A 20,349-nucleotide genomic window follows, 5' to 3' on the forward strand; every position below is an offset into this window, starting at 1 on the left:
CCCCTCACAAACTCAACACTCCGCTGTACAACCCATACGCCGCCAACCCCGCCCCCGCAATCACGCAGCTGAAAATGCCTTTCTCCATGTGGGTGAACAACGGCTGCCCCTGCTCGCGCTTGGCCAGGGCAAACAGAATCACCCCCGGCGCATACAACAGCGCCGACAGCAGCAGGTATTTCAACCCGCCGGCATAGAGCAGCCACACCGCATACCCCAGCGCGATCAAGCCCACCAGCAGATCCTTCATGCGTCGGCCCTGTTCACCTTCATAGGTTTCCCCGCGCCCACTCAACAGCACCGCATACGCCGCCGACCACAAATACGGCACCAGGATCATCGACGAAGCCAGATAGATCAACGTGGTGTAGGTGCTGTGGGAAAACAGCGTGATCACCAGGAAGAGTTGGATCATCACGTTGGTCAGCCACAGCGCGTTGACCGGCACCTGATTGGTGTTTTCCTTCTTCAAAAACGCCGGCATCGTCTTGTCATGGGCCGTGGCATAGAGGATTTCGGCACACAGCAGCGCCCACGACAGCAATGCGCCGAGCAACGACACGGCCAGGCCGATGCTGATCGCCATTGCCCCCCAAGGCCCGACGATATGTTCCAGCACGCCCGCCAGGGAGGGGTTTTGCAGTTGCGAGAGCTGCGACTGGCTCATGATCCCCAATGACAACACATTCACCAGCACCAACAGCGCCAGCACACCGAGAAAACCGATCAAGGTGGCGCGGCCCACGTCCGAGCGTTTTTCGGCGCGCGCCGAGTACACGCTGGCACCTTCGATGCCGATGAACACAAACACGGTGACCAGCATCATGTTGCGCACCTGATCCACCACCGTGCCAAGTTTCGGATTGCCCAGGCCCCAGACGTCACGGGTGAAAATGTCGGCCTCGAACGCCACCACGGCGATCACGATAAACATCACCAACGGTACGATCTTCGCCACGGTGGTGATCTGATTGATGAACGCCGCCTCCTTGATCCCGCGCATCACCAGGAAATGCACGGCCCACAGCAGCAGCGACGCACAGCCGATGGCCACCGGCGTATTGCCCTGGCCAAACACCGGAAAAAAGTAACCGAGGGTGCTGAACAGCAACACGAAGTAACCGACGTTGCCCATCCATGCGCTGATCCAGTAGCCCCAGGCCGACGAAAACCCCATGTAGTCGCCAAACCCCGCCTTGGCATAGGCATACACGCCTGAATCCAGTTCAGGCTTGCGATTGGCCAGGGTCTGGAACACAAACGCCAGGGTCAACATACCGATGGCGGTAATTCCCCAGCCGATCAACACCGCACCCACCTCGGCACGGGCGGCCATATTTTGTGGCAGGGAAAAAATTCCGCCGCCGATCATTGACCCCACCACCAGGGCGATGAGGGCACTGAGTCGAAGCTTCTGGGCCGGTTGGGACATGCAGACTCCTAGCTAAAACAAAAATCAGCTGACAACTGTGCACTCAACTACGGGCGCAAATGAGTGTAGCGCTTAATAGCGATAGCAAATAAAACTCGGCTGTTCATAACGCAATGGCATGTCAAAAAAAGACACATTTAGTCTTATTTTAATTTTAAATACACCATCAACTTTTACAATTCTGAAAGATTTGCAAAACATCGTACAAAAATTTTGCACATCCGTGAAAACGGTCTAGCTTCAAACGTCCAACCCCCTGACTTATTAATTAACAATAACGGAGGAGCCGCTCTGGAAAGCACCTTTCGGAGCTTTTCATTGCCAATGGGATTCCATCCTAAGTCATTAATTCACAATGGAATGTGCCAATGAAGTGATCTGAGTCAGCTGTTTGAATAGCTCACGGATTTATTCTGTGGTCTCTCTTCTCCTGCATTGGAGTCACGCAATGTCTGAAACTCCTGGAAAACTTAGGCTTGGCGCACTGGTTGCACTTGTCGTGGGTTCGATGATTGGTGGCGGGATCTTCTCACTGCCGCAAAACATGGCCGCCAGTGCTGATGTGGGCGCGGTGTTGATCGGTTGGGTCATTACCGCCATTGGCATGTTGACCCTCGCGTTCGTCTTTCAAACCCTTGCCAATCGCAAGCCCGACCTCGACGGCGGCGTGTACGCCTACGCCAAGGCCGGTTTCGGCGACTACATGGGCTTCTCGTCGGCCTGGGGCTACTGGATCAGTGCCTGGCTAGGCAACGTGGGGTACTTCGTACTCTTGTTCAGCACCCTCGGTTACTTCTTTCCGATCTTCGGCGAAGGCAACACCCCCGCAGCCGTGATCGGCGCATCGGTGCTGCTATGGGCCGTGCACTTCCTGGTGCTGCGCGGGATCAAGGAAGCAGCGTTCATCAACCTGGTGACCACCGTCGCCAAGGTCGTGCCGCTGGTGCTGTTCGTGTTGATCGCACTGTTCGCGTTCAAGCTGGACATCTTCACCGCCGACATCTGGGGCGTGAAAAACCCGAGCCTGGGCAGCGTGATGAACCAGGTGCGCAACATGATGCTGGTCACCGTGTGGGTGTTCATCGGTATCGAGGGCGCGAGCATCTTCTCGTCCCGCGCGGAGAAACGCTCGGACGTGGGTAAGGCCACTGTCATCGGCTTTATCACCGTGCTGCTGTTCCTGATGCTGGTGAACGTGCTGTCCCTGGGGATCATGACCCAACCGGAACTGGCCAAGCTGCAGAACCCGTCGATGGCCGCCGTGCTGGAACACGTGGTGGGCCACTGGGGCGCGGTGCTGATCAGCGTCGGCTTGATCATCTCGCTGTTGGGTGCGCTGCTGTCGTGGGTGCTGTTGTGTGCGGAGATCATGTTCGCCGCCGCCAAGGACCACACCATGCCGGAGTTCCTGCGCAAGGAAAACGCCAATCACGTGCCGGTCAACTCCCTGTGGCTGACCAACGCGATGGTGCAGGTGTTCCTGGTGATCACGCTGTTCTCCGCCAGCACCTACTTGTCGCTGATCTACCTCGCCACCTCGATGATCCTGGTGCCGTACCTGTGGTCGGCGGCCTACGCCCTGCTGCTGGCGGTGCGCGGCGAGACCTACGAAAACGCCCTGAAGGAGCGCCAGAAAGACCTGTTCATCGGCGCCGTCGCCCTGATCTATGCGATCTGGCTGCTTTACGCCGGCGGTACCAAATACCTGCTGCTCTCCGCCCTGCTCTACGCCCCCGGCGCAATCCTGTTCGCCAAGGCCAAGCGTGAACTGGGCAAACCGATTTTCACCAACGTCGAGAAGCTGATCTTCGCCGCAGTAGTCATTGGCGCCCTGGTGGCGGCCTATGGGCTCTACGACGGTTTCCTGACCTTGTAATTGTTGATAACTGGAGGATCTGTAATGACCACGGAAAAAGTGAAGTACGGCGTACATTCCGAAGCCGGCAAACTGCGCAAAGTCATGGTGTGCTCCCCAGGCCTGGCCCACCAGCGGCTGACGCCCAACAACTGCGATGAACTGCTGTTCGATGATGTGCTGTGGGTGGCCCAGGCCAAGCGCGACCATTTCGACTTCGTGACCAAGATGCGCGAGCGGGATATTGATGTGCTGGAAATGCACAACCTGCTCACCGACATCGTTGCCATCCCTGAAGCGCTGGACTGGATCCTGGAACGCAAGATCACTGCCGATACGGTCGGCCTGGGCCTGGTCAATGAAGTCGGCTCCTGGCTGCGCAGCCTGGAACCACGCAAGGTCGCCGAGTTCCTCATCGGTGGCGTCTCGGCCGATGACCTGCCGAGCCAGTTCGGCGGCAAGACCATCGAAATGTTCCGCGACTTCCTCGGCCACGCCAGCTTCATCCTGCCGCCACTGCCCAACACCCAGTTCACCCGTGACACCACTTGCTGGATCTATGGCGGCGTGACGCTGAACCCGATGTACTGGCCGGCGCGACGTCAGGAGACCCTGCTGGCTTCGGCCATCTACAAATTCCACCCCGAGTTCACCAACGCCGACTTCCAGGTCTGGTATGGCGACCCCGACAAGGATCATGGCGCGTCCACCCTGGAAGGCGGCGACGTGATGCCGATCGGCAACGGGGTGGTGTTGATCGGCATGGGCGAGCGCTCGTCCCACCAGGCGATCGGCCAGCTGGCGCGCAACCTGTTCAAGAACAAGGCGGTGGAGAAGGTGATCGTTGCCGGTCTGCCGAAATCCCGCGCCGCGATGCACCTGGACACCGTGTTCAGCTTCTGCGACCGCGACCTCGTGACCATCTTCCCCGAAGTGGTCAACCAGATCGTCGCCTTCACCCTGCGCCCTGACGAAAGCAAGCCGCACGGTATCGACATCCAACGCGAAAAAACCAACTTCCTCGACACCGTTGCCGCTGCCCTTGGCCTCAAGGCCCTGCGGGTAGTGGAAACCGGCGGCAACGCCTTCGCCGCCGAGCGCGAGCAGTGGGACGACGGCAACAACGTGGTCGCCGTGGAGCCCGGCGTGGTCATCGGCTACGACCGCAACACCTACACCAACACCCTGCTGCGCAAGGCCGGCGTGGAAGTCATCACCATCAGCGCCGGTGAACTCGGCCGGGGCCGTGGCGGCGGCCACTGCATGACCTGCCCGATCATCCGCGACCCTATCGACTACTAAACGACCATCCACCCGGCGGCGCATATCCCGCGCCGACCGGGCCGATTACCGAATCCAAGGAGAATCATCATGGCGTTCAACATCCACAACCGCAGCCTGCTCAGCCTGGAACACCACACCCCGCGCGAGCTGCGCTACCTGCTGGACCTGTCCCGCGACCTCAAGCGCGCCAAGTACACCGGCACCGAACAGCAGCACCTCAAGGGCAACAACATTGCGCTGATCTTCGAAAAAACCTCGACCCGCACCCGATGCGCCTTCGAAGTGGCGGCCTATGACCAGGGCGCCAACGTCACCTACATCGACCCGGGCTCGTCGCAGATCGGCCACAAAGAAAGCATGAAAGACACCGCCCGCGTGCTCGGGCGCATGTATGACGCCATCGAATACCGTGGCTTCAAGCAGGAAATCGTCGAGGAACTGGCCAAGTTCGCCGGGGTGCCCGTATTCAACGGCCTGACCGACGAATACCACCCGACCCAGATGATCGCCGACGTGCTGACCATGCGTGAACACGCCGACAAGCCGATTCACGAGATCAGCTACGCCTACCTGGGTGACGCACGCAACAACATGGGCAACTCGCTGCTGCTGGTAGGTTCCAAACTCGGCATGGACGTACGCATCTGCGCACCGAAAGCGCTGTGGCCCCACGATGACCTGGTCAGCCGCTGCAAAAAATACGCGGAAGAAAGCGGCGCACGCCTCACCCTCACCGACGACCCGAAAGCTGCGGTCAAAGGCGTGGACTTCATCCACACCGACGTCTGGGTGTCCATGGGCGAGCCAGTGGAAGCCTGGGCTGAACGCATCGAGCAACTGCTGCCGTACCAGGTGAACGCCCAGTTGATGAAAGCCACCGGCAACCCACGCACCAAGTTCATGCACTGCCTGCCGGCGTTCCACAACAGCGATACCAAGATCGGCAAGCAGATTGCCGAACAGTATCCGCACCTGGCCAATGGCATTGAAGTGACGGATGACGTGTTCGAGTCGCCGGCGTGCATTGCCTTCGAGCAGGCGGAAAACCGCATGCACACCATCAAGGCGATCCTGGTCTCCACCCTCGCCGACCTGTAACTGAAGGAATGCGGTCAACTGTGGGAGCGGGCTTGCTCCCACATTTTTTGCACCGTGTTCACAACGATGAATTTCAGAAGGACACTCTGTATGCGTATCGTCGTTGCACTGGGCGGCAACGCCCTGCTCCGCCGTGGTGAACCCATGACCGCGGACAACCAACGCGCCAATATCCGGATCGCCACCGAACAGATCGCCAAGATCCATTCTGGCAACGAACTGGTGATCGCCCACGGCAATGGTCCGCAAGTCGGCCTGCTGTCGTTGCAGGCGGCGGCCTACACCCAGGTTTCGCCTTACCCGCTGGATGTGCTGGGCGCCGAGACCGAAGGCATGATCGGCTACATCATCGAACAGGAACTGGGCAACCTGCTGGACTTCGAGGTGCCGTTCGCCACCCTGCTCACCCAGGTCGAAGTCGACGCCAAGGACCCGGCCTTCCAGAACCCGACCAAACCGATTGGCCCGGTGTATTCCAAGGCCGAAGCGCAGAAGCTCGCCGCCGAAAAAGGCTGGGCCATTGCGCCGGATGGCGACAAGTACCGCCGTGTGGTCGCCAGCCCGCGGCCCAAACGCATCTTTGAAATCCGCCCGATCAAGTGGCTGCTGGAAAAAAGCGCCATCGTGATCTGCGCTGGCGGCGGCGGCATCCCGACCATGTATGGCGAAGACGGCAAACTGCGTGGCATTGAGGCGGTGATCGACAAAGACCTGTGTTCGTCGCTGTTGGCCTCGCAACTGGACGCCGATCTGCTGGTGATCGCCACCGACGTCAACGCGGCCTTTATCGACTACGGCAAGCCGACCCAGAAAGCCATCGGCCATGCCCACCCCGACGAAATCGAGAAACTCGGCTTCGCCGCCGGCTCCATGGGGCCCAAGGTGCAAGCGGCCTGCGAGTTCGCCCGCAAGACTGGCAAAACCGCAGTCATCGGTTCACTCTCGGACATCGAAGCGATCGTCCAGGGCAGCGCCGGTACACGCATCAGCACGGCAAAGCCTGGCATTACCTACCTGTGAAGTTGAGGAGAAACGCCGATGGCCACCTTTGAACCGGGTCACTTGCACGTTGAACGTCATGCACTCAATGCCAATGACTACAGCTACAACCTGTGCATCGACTATGAAGTCAGCCAGGACCCCAAGGAAGGCAAGGGCATGCTCTTCAAGCTGCATGGCTCGGTGCAGGGCAAGGACATCAAAGAGGAGTTTTTCCTGCCCAAGGACCAGGCATTCGACTTTGCCCGGCATGCGATGAACATTGCGCAGAAGTACGGCATGCCAAAGGTGGCGGTGCTCAACGGCTCGATGCACAAGCAGTACGACTTGATGTTCGAGGATGTGCGCCGTCAACTGGATGTGAAGCCAGGTGATCCGGTCAAACCTGAGCACTTAGAGTAAGCACAGCGTAAATCCCCTGTGGGAGCGGGCTTGCTCGCGAATGCGGTCGATCAGTTAGCACATCAGTGACTGATACACCGCATTCGCGAGCAAGCCCGCTCCCACATTTGGATCTTCATCCCATGTGAGATTTCACCTCTACCCTCGCTCCAAGGCATACTTGGCACCCTTCGCATCCCAGAACCAAGCGCCATCCCATGCGTATCCACGTCAGCTTCATCGACCGCGTCGGCATCACCCAGGAAGTCCTGGCCCTGCTCGGTGGGCGCAATCTCAACCTGGATGCGGTGGAGATGGTGCCGCCCAACGTCTATATCGACGCGCCGACCCTCAGCGCTGATGTGCTCGAAGAACTGCGTGATGCGTTGTTCAGCGTGCATGGCGTGCAAGCCGTCACCGTGGTAGACATCCTTCCCGGCCAACGTCGCCATCTGCAACTCGACGCCCTGCTGGCCGCCATGACCGACCCGGTGCTGGCGCTGGACAGCGCGGGCACGATCCTGCTGGCCAACCCGGCACTGATCGCCCTGTACGGCCGCGAACCGGCCGGGGAAAGCATCAGCGCACTGTTCAACGACCCCAAGCTGCTGGAGACCTTGCTGGAGCAGGGCTTTCGTTTGCCCTTGCGCGAAATCAGCGTCAACGGCCAGACCCTGCTGCTGGACGCCACGCCGATCACAGACGCCGGCGCCCTGCTGACGTTGTACCAACCCAACCGCATCGGCGAACAACTGTCGGCACTGCACCACGACCACGCCGAAGGCTTTGATGCGCTGCTCGGCGAGTCCCCGGTGATCCGCACCCTCAAGGCCCGCGCACAGCGGGTGGCGGCGCTGGATGCGCCGCTGTTGATCCAGGGCGAAACCGGCACGGGCAAGGAACTGGTGGCGCGGGCCTGCCACGCCATCAGTGCGCGGCACAGTGCACCGTTCCTGGCACTGAACTGCGCGGCGTTGCCGGAAAACCTCGCCGAGAGCGAGTTGTTCGGCTACGCACCGGGCGCGTTTACCGGCGCCCAGCGCGGTGGCAAGCCGGGGCTGATGGAGCTGGCCAACCAGGGCACGGTGTTTCTCGATGAAATCGGCGAGATGTCGCCGTATCTGCAGGCCAAGCTTCTGCGTTTTCTCAATGACGGCAGTTTCCGTCGCGTGGGGGGTGACCGTGAGGTGAAGGTCAACGTGCGCATCCTCAGCGCCACCCACCGCGACCTGGAAAAGATGGTCAGCGAAGGCACCTTCCGCGAAGACCTGTTCTACCGCCTCAACGTGCTCAACGTCGAAGTGCCGCCGCTGCGCCAACGGGGCCAGGACATCCTGCTGCTGGCGCGCTACTTCATGCAGCAGGCCTGCGCGCAGATCCAGCGCCCGGTCTGCCGCCTGGCCCCCGGCACCTATCCGGCGCTGCTGGGCAACCGCTGGCCGGGCAATGTGCGCCAGTTGCAAAACGTGATCTTCCGCGCCGCCGCCATCTGCGAAAGCAGCCTGGTGGACATCGGCGACCTCGACATCGCCGGCACCTCGGTGGCCCGCCAGAATGACAACGAAGTCGACAGCCTGGAGCAGGCGATGGAAGACTTCGAACGCAACCTGCTGGAAACGCTCTACACCAGCTACCCCTCGACCCGCCAACTGGCCAGCCGTTTGCAGACCTCCCATACGGCGATTGCCCATCGCTTGCGCAAGTACGGCATTCCCAACAAGCCCTGAACCCACAAAATCCAAATGTGGAATGCTCCCACATTTGGAATGCCTGCCCATTTTTGGTCCAGGAACGACATTCCGTGTACTGAAAGCGCTACAGCGTAACGATTTCGCTACAACCCTGTTTTTTGCGTGCCATGCAAGGCTTTGATCCACATAGGCTTTTTTTAACGGGTCCAGCTGTATCGAAATCGCTACAGGCGAAATGCATAACGCTATAACCAAATTCACTAAGTCGTTGTTTTATAACAATTTAATAACTTTGGCCGCGTTCTTGCTAAGCAACTCCTCATTATTCCAATCCCGTCCACCAGACGATTCTGGCCCTGAGGAGTTTTCATGAGCGAGTTGCGTTTCACCGAAGATCACGAATGGCTGCGCGCCGAAGCTGACGGCAGCGTCACCGTGGGTATCACGGCTTTTGCGCAGAACGCGCTGGGTGACGTGGTTTTCGTGCAACTGCCGGAGTTGCAGGCCTACGAGCAAGGCGCCGAAGCGTCCACCGTGGAATCGGTCAAGGCCGCCAGCGGCGTGTACATGCCCCTGACCGGCGAAGTGCTGGAAGTGAACGACAAACTGAGCGACAGCCCGGAACTGGTCAACGAAGACCCGCTGGGCGAAGGCTGGTTCTTCCGCTTTAAACCGGCCGATGCCGACGCGGTAGCTAAACTGTTGGATCAGGACGCGTACGACCGCCTGATCAAAGCCAACGCCGAAGCTTGAGGAGCGCGCAATGACCGTTAACATCAGCACCGCCAACGAATTCATCGCCCGCCACATCGGCCCGCGCGCGCAAGACGAGCAACACATGCTCGCCAGCCTCGGTTTCGACTCCCTCGAAGCCCTGAGCGCCAGCGTGATCCCGGAAAGCATCAAGGGCACCAGCGTACTCGGCCTGGAAGACGGCCTGAGCGAAGCCGCGGCCCTGGCCAAGATCAAGGCCATCGCCGGCAAGAACCAACTGTTCAAGACCTACATCGGCCAGGGCTACTACAACTGCCACACGCCGGCGCCGATCCTGCGCAACCTCCTGGAAAACCCGGCCTGGTACACCGCCTACACGCCGTACCAGCCGGAAATCTCCCAAGGCCGCCTGGAAGCGCTGCTGAACTTCCAGACCCTGATCAGCGACCTTACCGGCCTGCCGATCGCCAACGCCTCCCTGCTGGACGAAGCCACCGCCGCTGCAGAAGCCATGACCTTCTGCAAGCGCCTGAGCAAGAACAAGGGCAGCAACGCCTTCTTCGCCTCGATCCACAGCCACCCGCAAACCCTCGACGTGCTGCGCACCCGTGCCGAGCCACTGGGCATCGACGTGGTGGTGGGCGACGAACGCGAACTGACCGATGTCAGCCCGTTCTTCGGCGCCCTGCTGCAATACCCGGCCAGCAATGGCGACGTGTTCGACTACCGCGCACTGACCGAGCGCTTCCACGCCGCCAACGCCCTGGTGGCCGTGGCCGCCGACCTGCTGGCCCTGACCCTGCTGGCCCCGCCGGGCGAGTTCGGCGCCGACGTGGCCATCGGCAGCGCACAACGCTTCGGCGTGCCGCTGGGCTTTGGTGGCCCGCACGCGGCGTACTTCTCCACCAAGGATGCGTTCAAGCGCGACATGCCCGGCCGCCTGGTCGGTGTGTCCGTCGACCGTTTCGGCAAGCCGGCCCTGCGCCTGGCCATGCAGACCCGCGAGCAACATATCCGCCGCGAGAAAGCCACATCGAACATCTGCACCGCCCAGGTGCTGCTGGCCAACATCGCCAGCATGTACGCCGTGTACCACGGCCCCAAAGGCCTGACCCAGATTGCCCAGCGTGTGCACCAGCTGGCCGCGATCCTGGCCAACGGCCTGGCTACCCTGGGTTTCAAGGCCGAGCAGCAAAACTTCTTCGACACCCTCACCCTCAACACCGGCGCCCACACCGCGGCCCTGCATGACAAGGCCCGCGCCCAGCGCATCAACCTGCGTGTGGTAGACGCTGAGCGTCTTGGCGTTTCCGTGGATGAAACCACCACCCAGGCCGACATCGAAACGCTGTGGGCGATCTTCGCCGACGGCAAGGCCCTGCCGGACTTCAACGCCAGCGTCGACAGCACCCTGCCCGCCGCGCTGCTGCGCCAATCGCCGGTGCTCAGCCACCCGGTGTTCAACCGCTATCACTCGGAAACCGAGCTGATGCGCTACCTGCGCAAACTGGCCGACAAGGACCTGGCGCTGGACCGCACCATGATCCCGCTGGGCTCGTGCACCATGAAGCTCAACGCCGCCAGCGAAATGATCCCGGTGACCTGGGCCGAGTTCGGCGCCCTGCACCCGTTCGCCCCGGCCGAGCAGAGCGCCGGCTACCTGGAGCTGACCTCCGACCTGGAAGCCATGCTCTGCGCGGCCACAGGTTACGACGCGATCTCCCTGCAACCGAACGCCGGTTCCCAGGGTGAGTACGCCGGCCTCCTGGCGATCCGCGCCTATCACCAGAGCCGTGGCGATGCGCGCCGCGACATCTGCCTGATCCCGTCGTCGGCCCACGGCACCAACCCGGCCACCGCCAACATGGCCGGCATGCGTGTGGTGGTGACCGCCTGCGATGCCCGCGGCAACGTCGACATCGAAGACCTGCGCGCCAAGGCCATCGAGCACCGCGATCAGCTCGCCGCAATGATGATCACCTACCCGTCCACCCACGGCGTGTTCGAAGAAGGTATCCGCGAAATCTGCGGGATCATCCACGACAACGGCGGCCAGGTGTACATCGACGGCGCCAACATGAACGCCATGGTCGGCCTGTGCGCACCGGGCAAGTTCGGCGGCGACGTGTCCCACCTGAACCTGCACAAGACCTTTTGCATTCCCCACGGCGGTGGCGGCCCGGGCGTCGGCCCGATTGGCGTCAAAGCGCACCTCACGCCGTTCCTGCCGGGCCACGCGGCCATGGAACGCAAGGAAGGCGCGGTGTGCGCGGCGCCGTTCGGCAGCGCGAGCATTTTGCCGATCACCTGGATGTACATCAGCATGATGGGCGGTGCGGGCCTCAAGCGCGCTTCGCAGCTGGCAATCCTGAATGCCAACTACATTTCCCGTCGCCTGGAAGAGCACTACCCGGTCCTCTACACCGGCAGCAACGGCCTGGTCGCCCACGAATGCATCCTGGATCTGCGCCCATTGAAAGACAGCAGCGGCATCAGCGTGGATGACGTGGCCAAGCGCCTGATCGACTTCGGTTTCCATGCGCCAACCATGTCGTTCCCGGTGGCCGGCACCTTGATGATCGAGCCGACCGAGAGCGAATCCAAGGAAGAACTGGACCGCTTCTGCAACGCCATGATCGCCATCCGCGAAGAAATCCGCGCAGTGGAAAACGGCACCCTGGACAAGGACGACAACCCACTGAAAAACGCCCCGCACACCGCCGCTGAACTGGTCGGTGAATGGACGCACCCGTACACCCGCGAGCAAGCGGTGTACCCGGTGCCGTCGTTGATCGAAGGCAAGTACTGGCCGCCGGTTGGGCGCGTGGACAACGTGTTTGGTGATCGCAATCTGGTGTGCGCCTGCCCTTCCATCGAGAGCTACGCGTAACCTGAGGCTGTACTCGGTCAAAAATGTGGGAGCGGGCTTGCTCGCGAATGCGGTCTATCAGTTGATACAACTGTGATTGACCCACCGCTTTCGCGAGCAAGCCCGCTCCCACATTTAACCGAGTGGGCCTTCAGAAAATAATAAGAAACCGGAGAACAACCATGTCTTTAAGCGTGTTCGACCTGTTCAAGATTGGCATCGGCCCCTCCAGCTCCCACACCGTCGGACCGATGCGCGCCGCCGCTCGATTCGTCGAGGGGCTCAAGCGTGACGACCTGCTGAGCGCCACCACTTGCGTCAAGGTGGAACTCTACGGCTCGCTGGGCGCCACCGGCAAAGGCCACGGCAGCGACAAGGCCGTGTTGCTGGGCCTGGAAGGCGAACACCCGGACACCGTCAACACCGAAACCGTGGCCACGCGCCTGGCGCAGATGCGCAAGGACGGCCGCCTCAATCTGCTCGGCGAACACAGCATCGTGTTCAACGAGAAAGAACACCTGGCGATGATTCGCAAACCCCTCGCCTACCATCCCAACGGCATGATTTTTCGTGCCTTCGACGCCGCCCATATCCAGATCCGCAGCCGCGAGTACTACTCGGTCGGTGGTGGTTTTGTGGTGGATGAAGACGCGGCCGGCGCCGACCGTATCGTCGAAGATGCCACCCCGCTGACCTTCCCGTTCAAACACGGTAAAGACTTGCTGCAGCATTGCACGACCTACGGGCTGTCCATCAGCCAGGTCATGCTGACCAACGAAAGTGCCTGGCGCCCCGAAGCCGAAACCCGCGCCGGGCTGCTGAAGATCTGGCAGGTGATGCAAGATTGTGTGGCTGCGGGCTGTCGCAATGAAGGCATCTTGCCCGGCGGTTTGAAGGTCAAGCGCCGCGCGGCGGCGTTGCATCGCCAGCTGTGCAAAAACCCGGAATCGGCGCTGCGTGATCCGCTGTCGGTACTGGACTGGGTCAACCTCTACGCCCTGGCCGTCAACGAAGAAAACGCCAATGGCGGACGCGTCGTGACGGCGCCCACCAACGGTGCGGCCGGAATCGTGCCGGCGGTGCTGCATTACTACATGCGCTTTATCCCCGGCGCGAACGAAGACGGCGTGGTGCGCTTTCTGCTCACCGCTGCCGCCATCGGCATTCTGTACAAGGAAAACGCCTCGATTTCCGGCGCCGAAGTCGGCTGCCAGGGCGAAGTCGGCGTGGCCTGTTCAATGGCAGCCGGCGCCCTGTGTGAGGTGTTGGGCGGCACGGTGTCCCAGGTGGAAAACGCCGCCGAAATCGGCATGGAACACAACCTCGGCCTGACCTGCGACCCGATTGGTGGGCTGGTGCAGGTGCCGTGCATCGAGCGCAATGCGATGGGCTCGGTGAAAGCCATCAATGCGGTACGCATGGCCTTGCGCGGCGACGGGCAGCACTTTGTGTCCCTCGACAAGGTCATCCGCACCATGCGCCAGACCGGCGCCGATATGAAAAGCAAATACAAGGAAACCGCCCGTGGCGGTTTGGCGGTCAACATTATCGAGTGCTGACGCCTCAAGGCGCGCCAGCACGTTTTTCAGGAGCTGAACATGTCCACCGAAACCCTGTTGAAAACCCCACTGCATGCCCTGCACATCGAACTCGGCGCGCGCATGGTGCCCTTTGCCGGCTACGACATGCCGGTGCAATACCCACTGGGCGTGATGAAGGAACACCTGCACACCCGTGAACAGGCCGGGTTGTTCGACGTGTCCCACATGGGCCAGATCCGCCTCACCGGCGCGAATGCCGCCAAGGCCCTGGAAACCCTGGTACCGGTCGACATCATCGACCTGCCGGTCGGCATGCAGCGCTACGCGATGTTCACCAACGAGCAGGGCGGCATCCTCGACGACCTGATGGTGGCCAACCTGGGTAACGACGAACTGTTCCTGGTGGTCAACGCGGCCTGCAAGGACCAGGACCTGGCGCACCTGCGCAAACACATTGGCGAACAATGCAGCATCGAACCGCTGTTCGAAGAACGCGCCCTGCTCGCCCTGCAAGGTCCGGCGGCGGTAAAGGTGCTGGCGCGCCTGGCGCCGGAAGTCACCAAGATGACCTTCATGCAGTTCGCCTCCCTGCGCCTGCTGGGGGTGGACTGCTATGTCAGCCGTTCGGGCTACACCGGTGAAGACGGTTTTGAAATCTCCGTACCCGCTGCCAGCGCCGAAAGCCTGGCCCGCAGCCTGCTGGCCGAGACCGAAGTCCAGCCCATCGGCCTGGGCGCCCGCGACTCCCTGCGCCTGGAAGCCGGCCTGTGCCTGTACGGCCATGACATGAACGCCGACACCACGCCGATCGAAGCCAGCCTGCTGTGGGCGATCTCCAAGGTCCGCCGCGCCGACGGCGCGCGTGCCGGTGGCTTCCCGGGTGCCGACCGCATCTTCACCCAACAGCAAGCCGGTGTGAGCCGCAAGCGTGTGGGCCTGCTGCCGCAAGAACGCACGCCGGTACGTGAAGGCGCAGAGATCGTCGACGAACACGGCACCGTGATCGGCAGCGTGTGCAGCGGCGGTTTTGGTCCGACCCTCGGCGGCCCGCTCGCCATGGGTTACCTGGACAGCGCATTCATCGCGCTGGACACTGAAGTCTCTGCGTTGGTACGTGGGAAAAAGGTGCCTCTTCGTGTAAGTAAAACGCCATTCGTCCCACAGCGTTACTATCGTGGCTGAGTAACTGTTCCTATAAGTAACGCGGTTGCGTTAATGCGCACTAATTTGTAACGCAACCGCCATAAAACAGTGCATTGACGATAGTCAATACATTAAGGAATATCCTATAACAAGTGATCAACTCTATCGAATAAGGCCAGTCCCGAACAGCCACCAAAGTGTCATAAAACCGAGCAAACGCTGGGGTTTTGTCAGGGCTTGTATTTTACTTATTAGTTGGCGTAGAGTTTGCCCACTGTGTTTGCATGGGTCGCTTTGAACCTGGACCTGGGCAGTAGCTGAAGTAGTTGCGCTACAACCCGTTCGACGTCTTACTTTCCTGCAATCCAGTCCAGTACTCTTTCATGCGAAAGAGGCTGTCATTAATTTTTAGCGTCAAGGAAATAAGAAAATGTCGGATAGCAAACGTCAGAGCGGCACCGTCAAGTGGTTTAACGACGAAAAAGGGTTTGGTTTTATCACTCCAGAAAGCGGCCCGGATCTGTTCGTGCATTTCCGCGCTATTCAGGGCAACGGCTTCAAGAGCCTGAAAGAAGGCCAGAAAGTGACCTTCGTCTCGATCCAGGGCCAAAAAGGCCTGCAAGCAGACGAAGTACAAGCAGAAGGCTGATCCTTCCTGCGACAAAAAGCCCCTGATATGACATCAGGGGCTTTTTTATGGGCGTTATTCCGTACTATGGCTTTTTTCTCCAGAGAGCCCTGCCATGTCCAAATCCCTGCTGAGCCCCCAGGGCGAATTTCCCGCCGTTGGCCTGGGCCGTCGTCTGGCAGCGATGTTCTATGACTTCCTGTTGTGCACCGCGCTGCTGATCGTCACCGCGTTTATCTACAAGCTGGTGTGGATGGCGTTTATCGGCGAAGCCAAGATGCGCACCCTGACCGAATCCGGTGCGCTGGACGGCGATCCGTTGCTGTCGACGATTCTGTTTTTTGTGCTGTTTGGCTTCTTCGCCAAGTTCTGGACCCATTCCGGGCAGACCCTGGGCATGCAGGTGTGGGGCGTGCGCGTGCAGAACGCCGACGGCTCGCGGATCAGCCTGTGGCAGGCGCTGCTGCGGTTTGTGGTGTCGATTGCGTCGTGGCTGTGCGTGGGGCTGGGGTTTGTCTGGTCGCTGTTTGATAAGCAAAAGCGCAGCTGGCATGACATCTATTCGGACACGCAGTTGGTGCGGATACCGAAGCAGAAGAAATAACCCCGACCAAATGAAGATCCAAATGTGGGAGCGGGCTTGCTCGCGAAGGCGGTGTATCAGTCAATCAATATATCGACTGACACTCCGCCTTCGCGAGCAAGCCCGCTCCCACATTTTTGGCCGAGTTCGCCTCAGGTCAGGCGTTACCGGCAAGCTTCAACCGCGCCGCCTGGGTGAAATCCAGCATGCGCTTGAGCGGCCTTACCGCATGCGGAATCACCGACGGCTCAACGAAGATCTCGTTGCTGCCCTCACGCAGGCACTGCAATGTGCGCTCCAGCGTGTTCATCGCCATCCACGGGCAATGCGCGCAACTGCGGCATGCCGCGCCGTTACCGGCGGTGGGCGCTTCGACAAACACCTTGTCCGGGCACAGCTGCTGCATCTTGTAGAAGATGCCGCGGTCGGTCGCCACGATAAATGTCTTGTTCGGCAAACGCTGGGCGGCGGCAATCAGTTGGCTGGTGGAACCCACCGCGTCGGCCAGTTCGATCACCGCCGTCGGCGATTCCGGGTGCACCAGGATCGCGGCGTCCGGGTACAGCGCCTTCATGTCCTCCAGCTGCTTGGACTTGAACTCCTCATGGACGATGCATGCACCGTCCCACAGCAGCATGTCGGCACCGGTCTGGCGCTGGATGTAGGTGCCCAGGTGCTTGTCCGGGCCCCAGATGATGGTCTCGCCGTTGTCCATCAGGCTCTCGACGATTTCCAGCGCGCAGCTGGACGTCACCACCCAATCGGCGCGGGCTTTGACCGCCGCCGAGGTGTTGGCGTAGACCACCACCGTGCGCTCGGGATGCTGGTCGCAAAACGCGGAAAACTCGTCCACCGGGCAGCCCAGATCCAGGGAGCACGTGGCTTCCAGGGTCGGCATGAGGATACGTTTTTCGGGGGTGAGGATCTTGGCGGTCTCGCCCATGAACCGCACGCCGGCGACCAGTACGGTCTTGGCCGGGTGGGCGGCGCCGAAGCGGGCCATTTCCAGGGAGTCGGAGACACAGCCGCCGGTTTCTTCGGCCAGGGCCTGAATCACCGGGTCGCAATAGAAGTGGGCAACCAGCACCGCGTCCTGGGCTTTGAGCTCGGCGGCAATGGCGGCGCGCAGGCTCGCCTCTTCATCGGCGCTGAGGGCCTTGGGCTGCTTGGCGTCGAGGTGGGCTTGAACCAGTAGGCGTTCGGAAATTTGCGTCATGTTCGCAAGACCTGCAGGCGCAGTAGCGCGAAAGTCGAGTGTACCACCGGCTCTGGAGCCCATCGGGCGCCGCCGGACGAAGTGTTTTTGCTCATCAAGCACGGTTGAAACAGAAGCCGCGCAAGGCTACAGAATATCCAATCGATTCAAAAGCCCAATCTGGCGTTTGCACGTGCGTCTGTCGGGCAAAAAAAGGGAAGCCCCAGCAGCGGAGCTTCCCTTTTTTTGTCCCATGACGCGGCCCTCAGACCACCCGTGGATCAATCTCCGCCGCCCATCAAGGCGCGCCCGTACCCGCCGGAAAAGCCCGGGCCGGTGCGCGGCAGCGGTTGCAAACCGGCCTGCAAGTGCTCGATGACAAACGTCACGTCCTCAATCAACGGCTGCGCCAGGGTAATCAAGCAAATGCCTAACGTTGCCTTCATGAACGTCTCCCTATTTCAATCAAACTGAGGATCAAATGAGCGGCCGCTGCGGATTGCCGGTCAACTGCGCCTGTTGATTGGCGAGAGCATGCTCAACAAATACATCGGCGAGCAGCGCACCCAGCAAATCCTCGGCAACGGCAACGTGCGCCAACTGGCATTCCAGAAAACCTCGGCCGCCAGCGCCAGCCATGCCAGCGCCCTGACCCGCTACCTCAACCACGGCGTGACCGGCACCCTGGACATGCACATTCACACCCTGAGCCTGCTCTGCGAACAGCTCAAGCTACTGAGCCCCGACGCGCTCTCGCAAAGCCTGCAATTCAGCGCGACCGACATCGAGAAACTCGAGCGCGCGCGCGACATCATGATCGAGCAGATGGACCAGCCGCTGACCATCCCCTATCTCTGCGCGGCGGTCGGGCTCAACGAGTTCAAGCTCAAGGAAGGTTTGCACTACCGCTTCAACTCCACTGCGCACCGCATGCTCAACGAGATCCGCATGCGCAAGGCCTACACCTTGCTGGAAAGTGGCTGTCAGGTGGCCCAGGCGGCTTATCAGGTGGGGTACAAATTTCCGAATAACTTCAGCGCAGCGTTTACGCGGTTTTTTGGCAAACCGCCCAAGTCGGTGTTTGGCAAACGGCGCTGAGCCCGTCAAGGGTGCGTGGCGGGAGTCCGTTTGAAGGCTGCCTGGGCCTTGGGGTTGGTCAGGATGCTGTAGCGCGTGGTGCGCGAGACTTTCCGGGTAAGGAAGCGTTCGAATACGGGGTCGAAGATGGACCGTTGCAGATTCGGCTGCTCGTCCACCAGGTAACGCTCACAGAGCGCACGATAGGCTTCGAGGCTGACGAAGCGCTTGATCCAGAAGTGATAGAAGTAACCCATGGAGAAACCCAGGCTGAAGTCATGATCGATAACCGAATGCGCGCAGCACTCAAAATCGATTAGGCGCAGCTGACCGTCCGGCGCGATCAAGATGTTCTTGGGGTGGGGGTCCATGTGCACAAACCCTTCGGCGAGCATCTGCGCAAACAGTCGGAACACCTGTGGCAGTAGTGCAGCGGCCTGTTCAGGTTGCGCGACAAGACGATCATCCACACTGCAATGATCATCAAAAAAGCCCACCAGCAGGTACTCCTCTTTCAGGAACGGAAAGCGCGCTTTATAGCCGAACCCGGCGACGCGCGGCACGCTGGCTGACTTGGTGGACACCACGGACAGGTTGATGAACTCGTTGGTCAGGTCATGCAGGCCAAATGCACGTTTTAGCCCCAGGTAGTTCTGCAGCTGTTTTTTCCAGTGCTCAAGCTTGTTGTGCTTCAACACCCACCGGCGCTCGCCCTCCAGCAGGAACACCCCGCGCGTGGCCTCGGGTATGTCGAGGGTGGTGTGTTGTTCCGGTGCGGCGAGGAAGCGCTGGACCAGCGTGGAGAGTTCAGGCTGATAGCGGGGGTCGAAATAGAAGATTAGGTCGCCGAGGGGCGTGGTTTGGAATGCGCGGGTCATGCGGTTTAGGTGACGCATTGGGCCTTCCTCACATGGGCTATCGGCTTTGGCTAAATCGTCCAGCTACGCAGGCTTACCTAAATCGCAAGCAAAAAAAAACCCGGAAATCCTCACTTGCGTGGGCCTTCCGGATTTTCTAAACCGCCAAAAATGGTGGGTCGTGTGGGATTCGAACCTACGACCAATTGGTTAAAAGCCAACTGCTCTACCAACTGAGCTAACGACCCGCTGTGTGGTGGCGCGTATAATACTGATTTCTAAGGATTATTCAACACCTTATTTTAAAAAAATCAGAAATAACGCGTTGGGTCAGTAATTCCGGCCGCTTGGAAGCCTTCTGCACGCAGTCGGCAGCTGTCGCATTTCCCACAAGCACGGCCGTCATCGTCTGCCTGGTAGCAGGAAACTGTCAGCGAATAGTCGACGCCAAGTCCTACGCCAGCCTTGACGATATCGGCTTTGCTGAGATTTTGCAGCGGCGCCAGGATGCGGAAGCCCTGCCCTTCTACACCGGCTTTGGTCGCCAGGTTGGCCATGCGTTCAAACGATTCGACGAACTCTGGGCGGCAGTCCGGGTAACCGGAGTAGTCCACCGCGTTGACGCCGATAAAGATGTCGCGGGCGTTGAGCACTTCAGCCCAGCCCAGGGCCAGGGACAGGAAGACGGTGTTGCGGGCCGGTACGTAAGTGACCGGGATGCCTTCGCCGGGTGTTTCCGGTACGTCGATGCTGCTGTCAGTGAGCGCCGAGCCGCCGATGCCATTGAGGTTCAAGCCGATCACCTTGTGCTCGACCACGCCCATGTCGCGGGCGACGCGGGCGGCAGCGTTCAGTTCGGCGCGATGACGCTGGCCGTAGTCGAAGCTCATGGTGTAGCAGCTGTAGCCTTGCGCCTGCGCCATCGCGACCACGGTAGCGGAGTCGAGGCCGCCGGACAGGAGAATCACGGCGCGTTTTTGATCGTTGGTGTGCTCAGTCATG

At 60.5% G+C, this 20,349-nt stretch carries 18 protein-coding genes and 1 tRNA gene; 13 read left to right on the forward strand and 6 right to left on the reverse strand.

The annotated features are described in order from the left end of the window. Window positions 1-4 precede the first annotated feature (4 nt). Window positions 5-1,432 carry an arginine-ornithine antiporter gene (gene arcD, locus IB241_RS16895; RefSeq protein ID WP_192299409.1) on the reverse strand — a complete coding sequence of 476 codons (1,428 nt, stop codon included), beginning with the start codon at window positions 1,430-1,432 and terminating at the stop codon, window positions 5-7. Window positions 1,433-1,880: 448 nt separating this feature from the next. On the opposite strand from arcD (IB241_RS16895), the gene arcD (IB241_RS16900) reads away from it, so the two are divergent. The 12 genes from arcD (IB241_RS16900) to IB241_RS16955 all read left to right on the forward strand — a co-directional run bounded on the left by arcD (IB241_RS16900) (window position 1,881) and on the right by IB241_RS16955 (window position 16,239). Next, window positions 1,881-3,308 carry an arginine-ornithine antiporter gene (gene arcD / locus IB241_RS16900; protein ID WP_192299410.1) on the forward strand — a complete coding sequence of 476 codons (1,428 nt, stop codon included), beginning with the start codon at window positions 1,881-1,883 and terminating at the stop codon, window positions 3,306-3,308. Window positions 3,309-3,332: 24 nt separating this feature from the next. Next, complete coding sequence (gene arcA, locus IB241_RS16905; RefSeq protein WP_192299411.1) at window positions 3,333-4,589, forward strand: arginine deiminase; 1,257 nt, start codon at window positions 3,333-3,335, stop codon at window positions 4,587-4,589. A gap of 69 nt (window positions 4,590-4,658) precedes the next feature. Next, on the forward strand, window positions 4,659-5,669 hold the full coding sequence (locus IB241_RS16910) for an ornithine carbamoyltransferase (protein ID WP_192299412.1): 1,011 nt from the start codon (window positions 4,659-4,661) through the stop codon (window positions 5,667-5,669). A 90-nt stretch (window positions 5,670-5,759) separates the two neighbouring features. Then, window positions 5,760-6,689, forward strand: coding sequence for a carbamate kinase (gene arcC / locus IB241_RS16915; RefSeq protein ID WP_192299413.1), 930 nt, complete (start codon window positions 5,760-5,762; stop codon window positions 6,687-6,689). 18 nt (window positions 6,690-6,707) lie between these two features. Beyond that, on the forward strand, window positions 6,708-7,070 hold the full coding sequence (locus IB241_RS16920) for a DUF5064 family protein (RefSeq protein WP_192299414.1): 363 nt from the start codon (window positions 6,708-6,710) through the stop codon (window positions 7,068-7,070). Between the two features lie 197 nt (window positions 7,071-7,267). Then, window positions 7,268-8,776 (forward strand): sigma-54-dependent transcriptional regulator, encoded by a 1,509-nt coding sequence (locus IB241_RS16925; protein WP_192299415.1) that lies wholly within the window; start codon window positions 7,268-7,270, stop codon window positions 8,774-8,776. A gap of 333 nt (window positions 8,777-9,109) precedes the next feature. Next, complete coding sequence (gene gcvH / locus IB241_RS16930) at window positions 9,110-9,493, forward strand: glycine cleavage system protein GcvH (protein ID WP_192299416.1); 384 nt, start codon at window positions 9,110-9,112, stop codon at window positions 9,491-9,493. A 10-nt stretch (window positions 9,494-9,503) separates the two neighbouring features. Next, complete coding sequence (gcvP, locus tag IB241_RS16935; protein ID WP_192299417.1) at window positions 9,504-12,344, forward strand: aminomethyl-transferring glycine dehydrogenase; 2,841 nt, start codon at window positions 9,504-9,506, stop codon at window positions 12,342-12,344. A 161-nt stretch (window positions 12,345-12,505) separates the two neighbouring features. Next, window positions 12,506-13,882 carry an L-serine ammonia-lyase gene (locus tag IB241_RS16940; protein WP_192299418.1) on the forward strand — a complete coding sequence of 459 codons (1,377 nt, stop codon included), beginning with the start codon at window positions 12,506-12,508 and terminating at the stop codon, window positions 13,880-13,882. Window positions 13,883-13,921: 39 nt separating this feature from the next. After that, complete coding sequence (gene gcvT, locus IB241_RS16945) at window positions 13,922-15,046, forward strand: glycine cleavage system aminomethyltransferase GcvT (protein ID WP_192299419.1); 1,125 nt, start codon at window positions 13,922-13,924, stop codon at window positions 15,044-15,046. A 391-nt stretch (window positions 15,047-15,437) separates the two neighbouring features. Further along, window positions 15,438-15,656 (forward strand): cold-shock protein, encoded by a 219-nt coding sequence (locus IB241_RS16950; protein ID WP_192299420.1) that lies wholly within the window; start codon window positions 15,438-15,440, stop codon window positions 15,654-15,656. Window positions 15,657-15,750: 94 nt separating this feature from the next. Beyond that, window positions 15,751-16,239, forward strand: coding sequence for an RDD family protein (locus IB241_RS16955; protein ID WP_192299421.1), 489 nt, complete (start codon window positions 15,751-15,753; stop codon window positions 16,237-16,239). Window positions 16,240-16,375: 136 nt separating this feature from the next. On the opposite strand, the gene nadA is transcribed toward IB241_RS16955, so the two are convergent. Next, the gene (nadA, locus tag IB241_RS16960) at window positions 16,376-17,434 is read right to left on the reverse strand and encodes a quinolinate synthase NadA (RefSeq protein ID WP_032890946.1); all 1,059 of its coding nucleotides are present in this window, start codon (window positions 17,432-17,434) and stop codon (window positions 16,376-16,378) included. Between the two features lie 260 nt (window positions 17,435-17,694). After that, on the reverse strand, window positions 17,695-17,859 hold the full coding sequence (locus tag IB241_RS16965) for a hypothetical protein (protein ID WP_192299422.1): 165 nt from the start codon (window positions 17,857-17,859) through the stop codon (window positions 17,695-17,697). Window positions 17,860-17,947: 88 nt separating this feature from the next. Here IB241_RS16965 and IB241_RS16970 point away from each other — a divergent pair, with 88 nt between their 5' ends. After that, window positions 17,948-18,511, forward strand: coding sequence for a helix-turn-helix domain-containing protein (locus IB241_RS16970; protein WP_225595549.1), 564 nt, complete (start codon window positions 17,948-17,950; stop codon window positions 18,509-18,511). 5 nt (window positions 18,512-18,516) lie between these two features. On the opposite strand, the gene IB241_RS16975 is transcribed toward IB241_RS16970, so the two are convergent. The 3 genes from IB241_RS16975 to queC form a co-directional block, all read right to left on the reverse strand. Further along, window positions 18,517-19,386: a phosphotransferase gene (locus tag IB241_RS16975; protein ID WP_192299423.1), complete on the reverse strand. Its 870-nt coding sequence runs from the start codon at window positions 19,384-19,386 to the stop codon at window positions 18,517-18,519. A gap of 133 nt (window positions 19,387-19,519) precedes the next feature. Further along, window positions 19,520-19,595: transfer RNA gene (locus tag IB241_RS16980), tRNA-Lys, on the reverse strand. A gap of 63 nt (window positions 19,596-19,658) precedes the next feature. Beyond that, window positions 19,659-20,348 (reverse strand): 7-cyano-7-deazaguanine synthase QueC, encoded by a 690-nt coding sequence (queC, locus tag IB241_RS16985; RefSeq protein ID WP_192299424.1) that lies wholly within the window; start codon window positions 20,346-20,348, stop codon window positions 19,659-19,661. Between the last annotated feature and the right edge of the window lies 1 nt (window position 20,349).

This window comes from Pseudomonas sp. PDM05, assembly GCF_014851685.1.
GTDB lineage: Bacteria > Pseudomonadota > Gammaproteobacteria > Pseudomonadales > Pseudomonadaceae > Aquipseudomonas.

Bases quoted from the DNA above. Each gene is read 5' to 3' on its own strand.
- arcD (WP_192299409.1), bottom strand. From the start codon at position 1,432: ATGTCCCAACCGGCCCAGAAGCTTCGACTCAGTGCCCTCATCGCCCTG.
- arcD (WP_192299410.1), top strand. From the start codon at position 1,881: ATGTCTGAAACTCCTGGAAAACTTAGGCTTGGCGCACTGGTTGCACTT.
- arcA (WP_192299411.1), top strand. From the start codon at position 3,333: ATGACCACGGAAAAAGTGAAGTACGGCGTACATTCCGAAGCCGGCAAA.
- IB241_RS16910 (WP_192299412.1), top strand. From the start codon at position 4,659: ATGGCGTTCAACATCCACAACCGCAGCCTGCTCAGCCTGGAACACCAC.
- arcC (WP_192299413.1), top strand. From the start codon at position 5,760: ATGCGTATCGTCGTTGCACTGGGCGGCAACGCCCTGCTCCGCCGTGGT.
- IB241_RS16920 (WP_192299414.1), top strand. From the start codon at position 6,708: ATGGCCACCTTTGAACCGGGTCACTTGCACGTTGAACGTCATGCACTC.
- IB241_RS16925 (WP_192299415.1), top strand. From the start codon at position 7,268: ATGCGTATCCACGTCAGCTTCATCGACCGCGTCGGCATCACCCAGGAA.
- gcvH (WP_192299416.1), top strand. From the start codon at position 9,110: ATGAGCGAGTTGCGTTTCACCGAAGATCACGAATGGCTGCGCGCCGAA.
- gcvP (WP_192299417.1), top strand. From the start codon at position 9,504: ATGACCGTTAACATCAGCACCGCCAACGAATTCATCGCCCGCCACATC.
- IB241_RS16940 (WP_192299418.1), top strand. From the start codon at position 12,506: ATGTCTTTAAGCGTGTTCGACCTGTTCAAGATTGGCATCGGCCCCTCC.
- gcvT (WP_192299419.1), top strand. From the start codon at position 13,922: ATGTCCACCGAAACCCTGTTGAAAACCCCACTGCATGCCCTGCACATC.
- IB241_RS16950 (WP_192299420.1), top strand. From the start codon at position 15,438: ATGTCGGATAGCAAACGTCAGAGCGGCACCGTCAAGTGGTTTAACGAC.
- IB241_RS16955 (WP_192299421.1), top strand. From the start codon at position 15,751: ATGTCCAAATCCCTGCTGAGCCCCCAGGGCGAATTTCCCGCCGTTGGC.
- nadA (WP_032890946.1), bottom strand. From the start codon at position 17,434: ATGACGCAAATTTCCGAACGCCTACTGGTTCAAGCCCACCTCGACGCC.
- IB241_RS16965 (WP_192299422.1), bottom strand. From the start codon at position 17,859: ATGAAGGCAACGTTAGGCATTTGCTTGATTACCCTGGCGCAGCCGTTG.
- IB241_RS16970 (WP_225595549.1), top strand. From the start codon at position 17,948: ATGCTCAACAAATACATCGGCGAGCAGCGCACCCAGCAAATCCTCGGC.
- IB241_RS16975 (WP_192299423.1), bottom strand. From the start codon at position 19,386: ATGCGTCACCTAAACCGCATGACCCGCGCATTCCAAACCACGCCCCTC.
- queC (WP_192299424.1), bottom strand. From the start codon at position 20,348: ATGACTGAGCACACCAACGATCAAAAACGCGCCGTGATTCTCCTGTCC.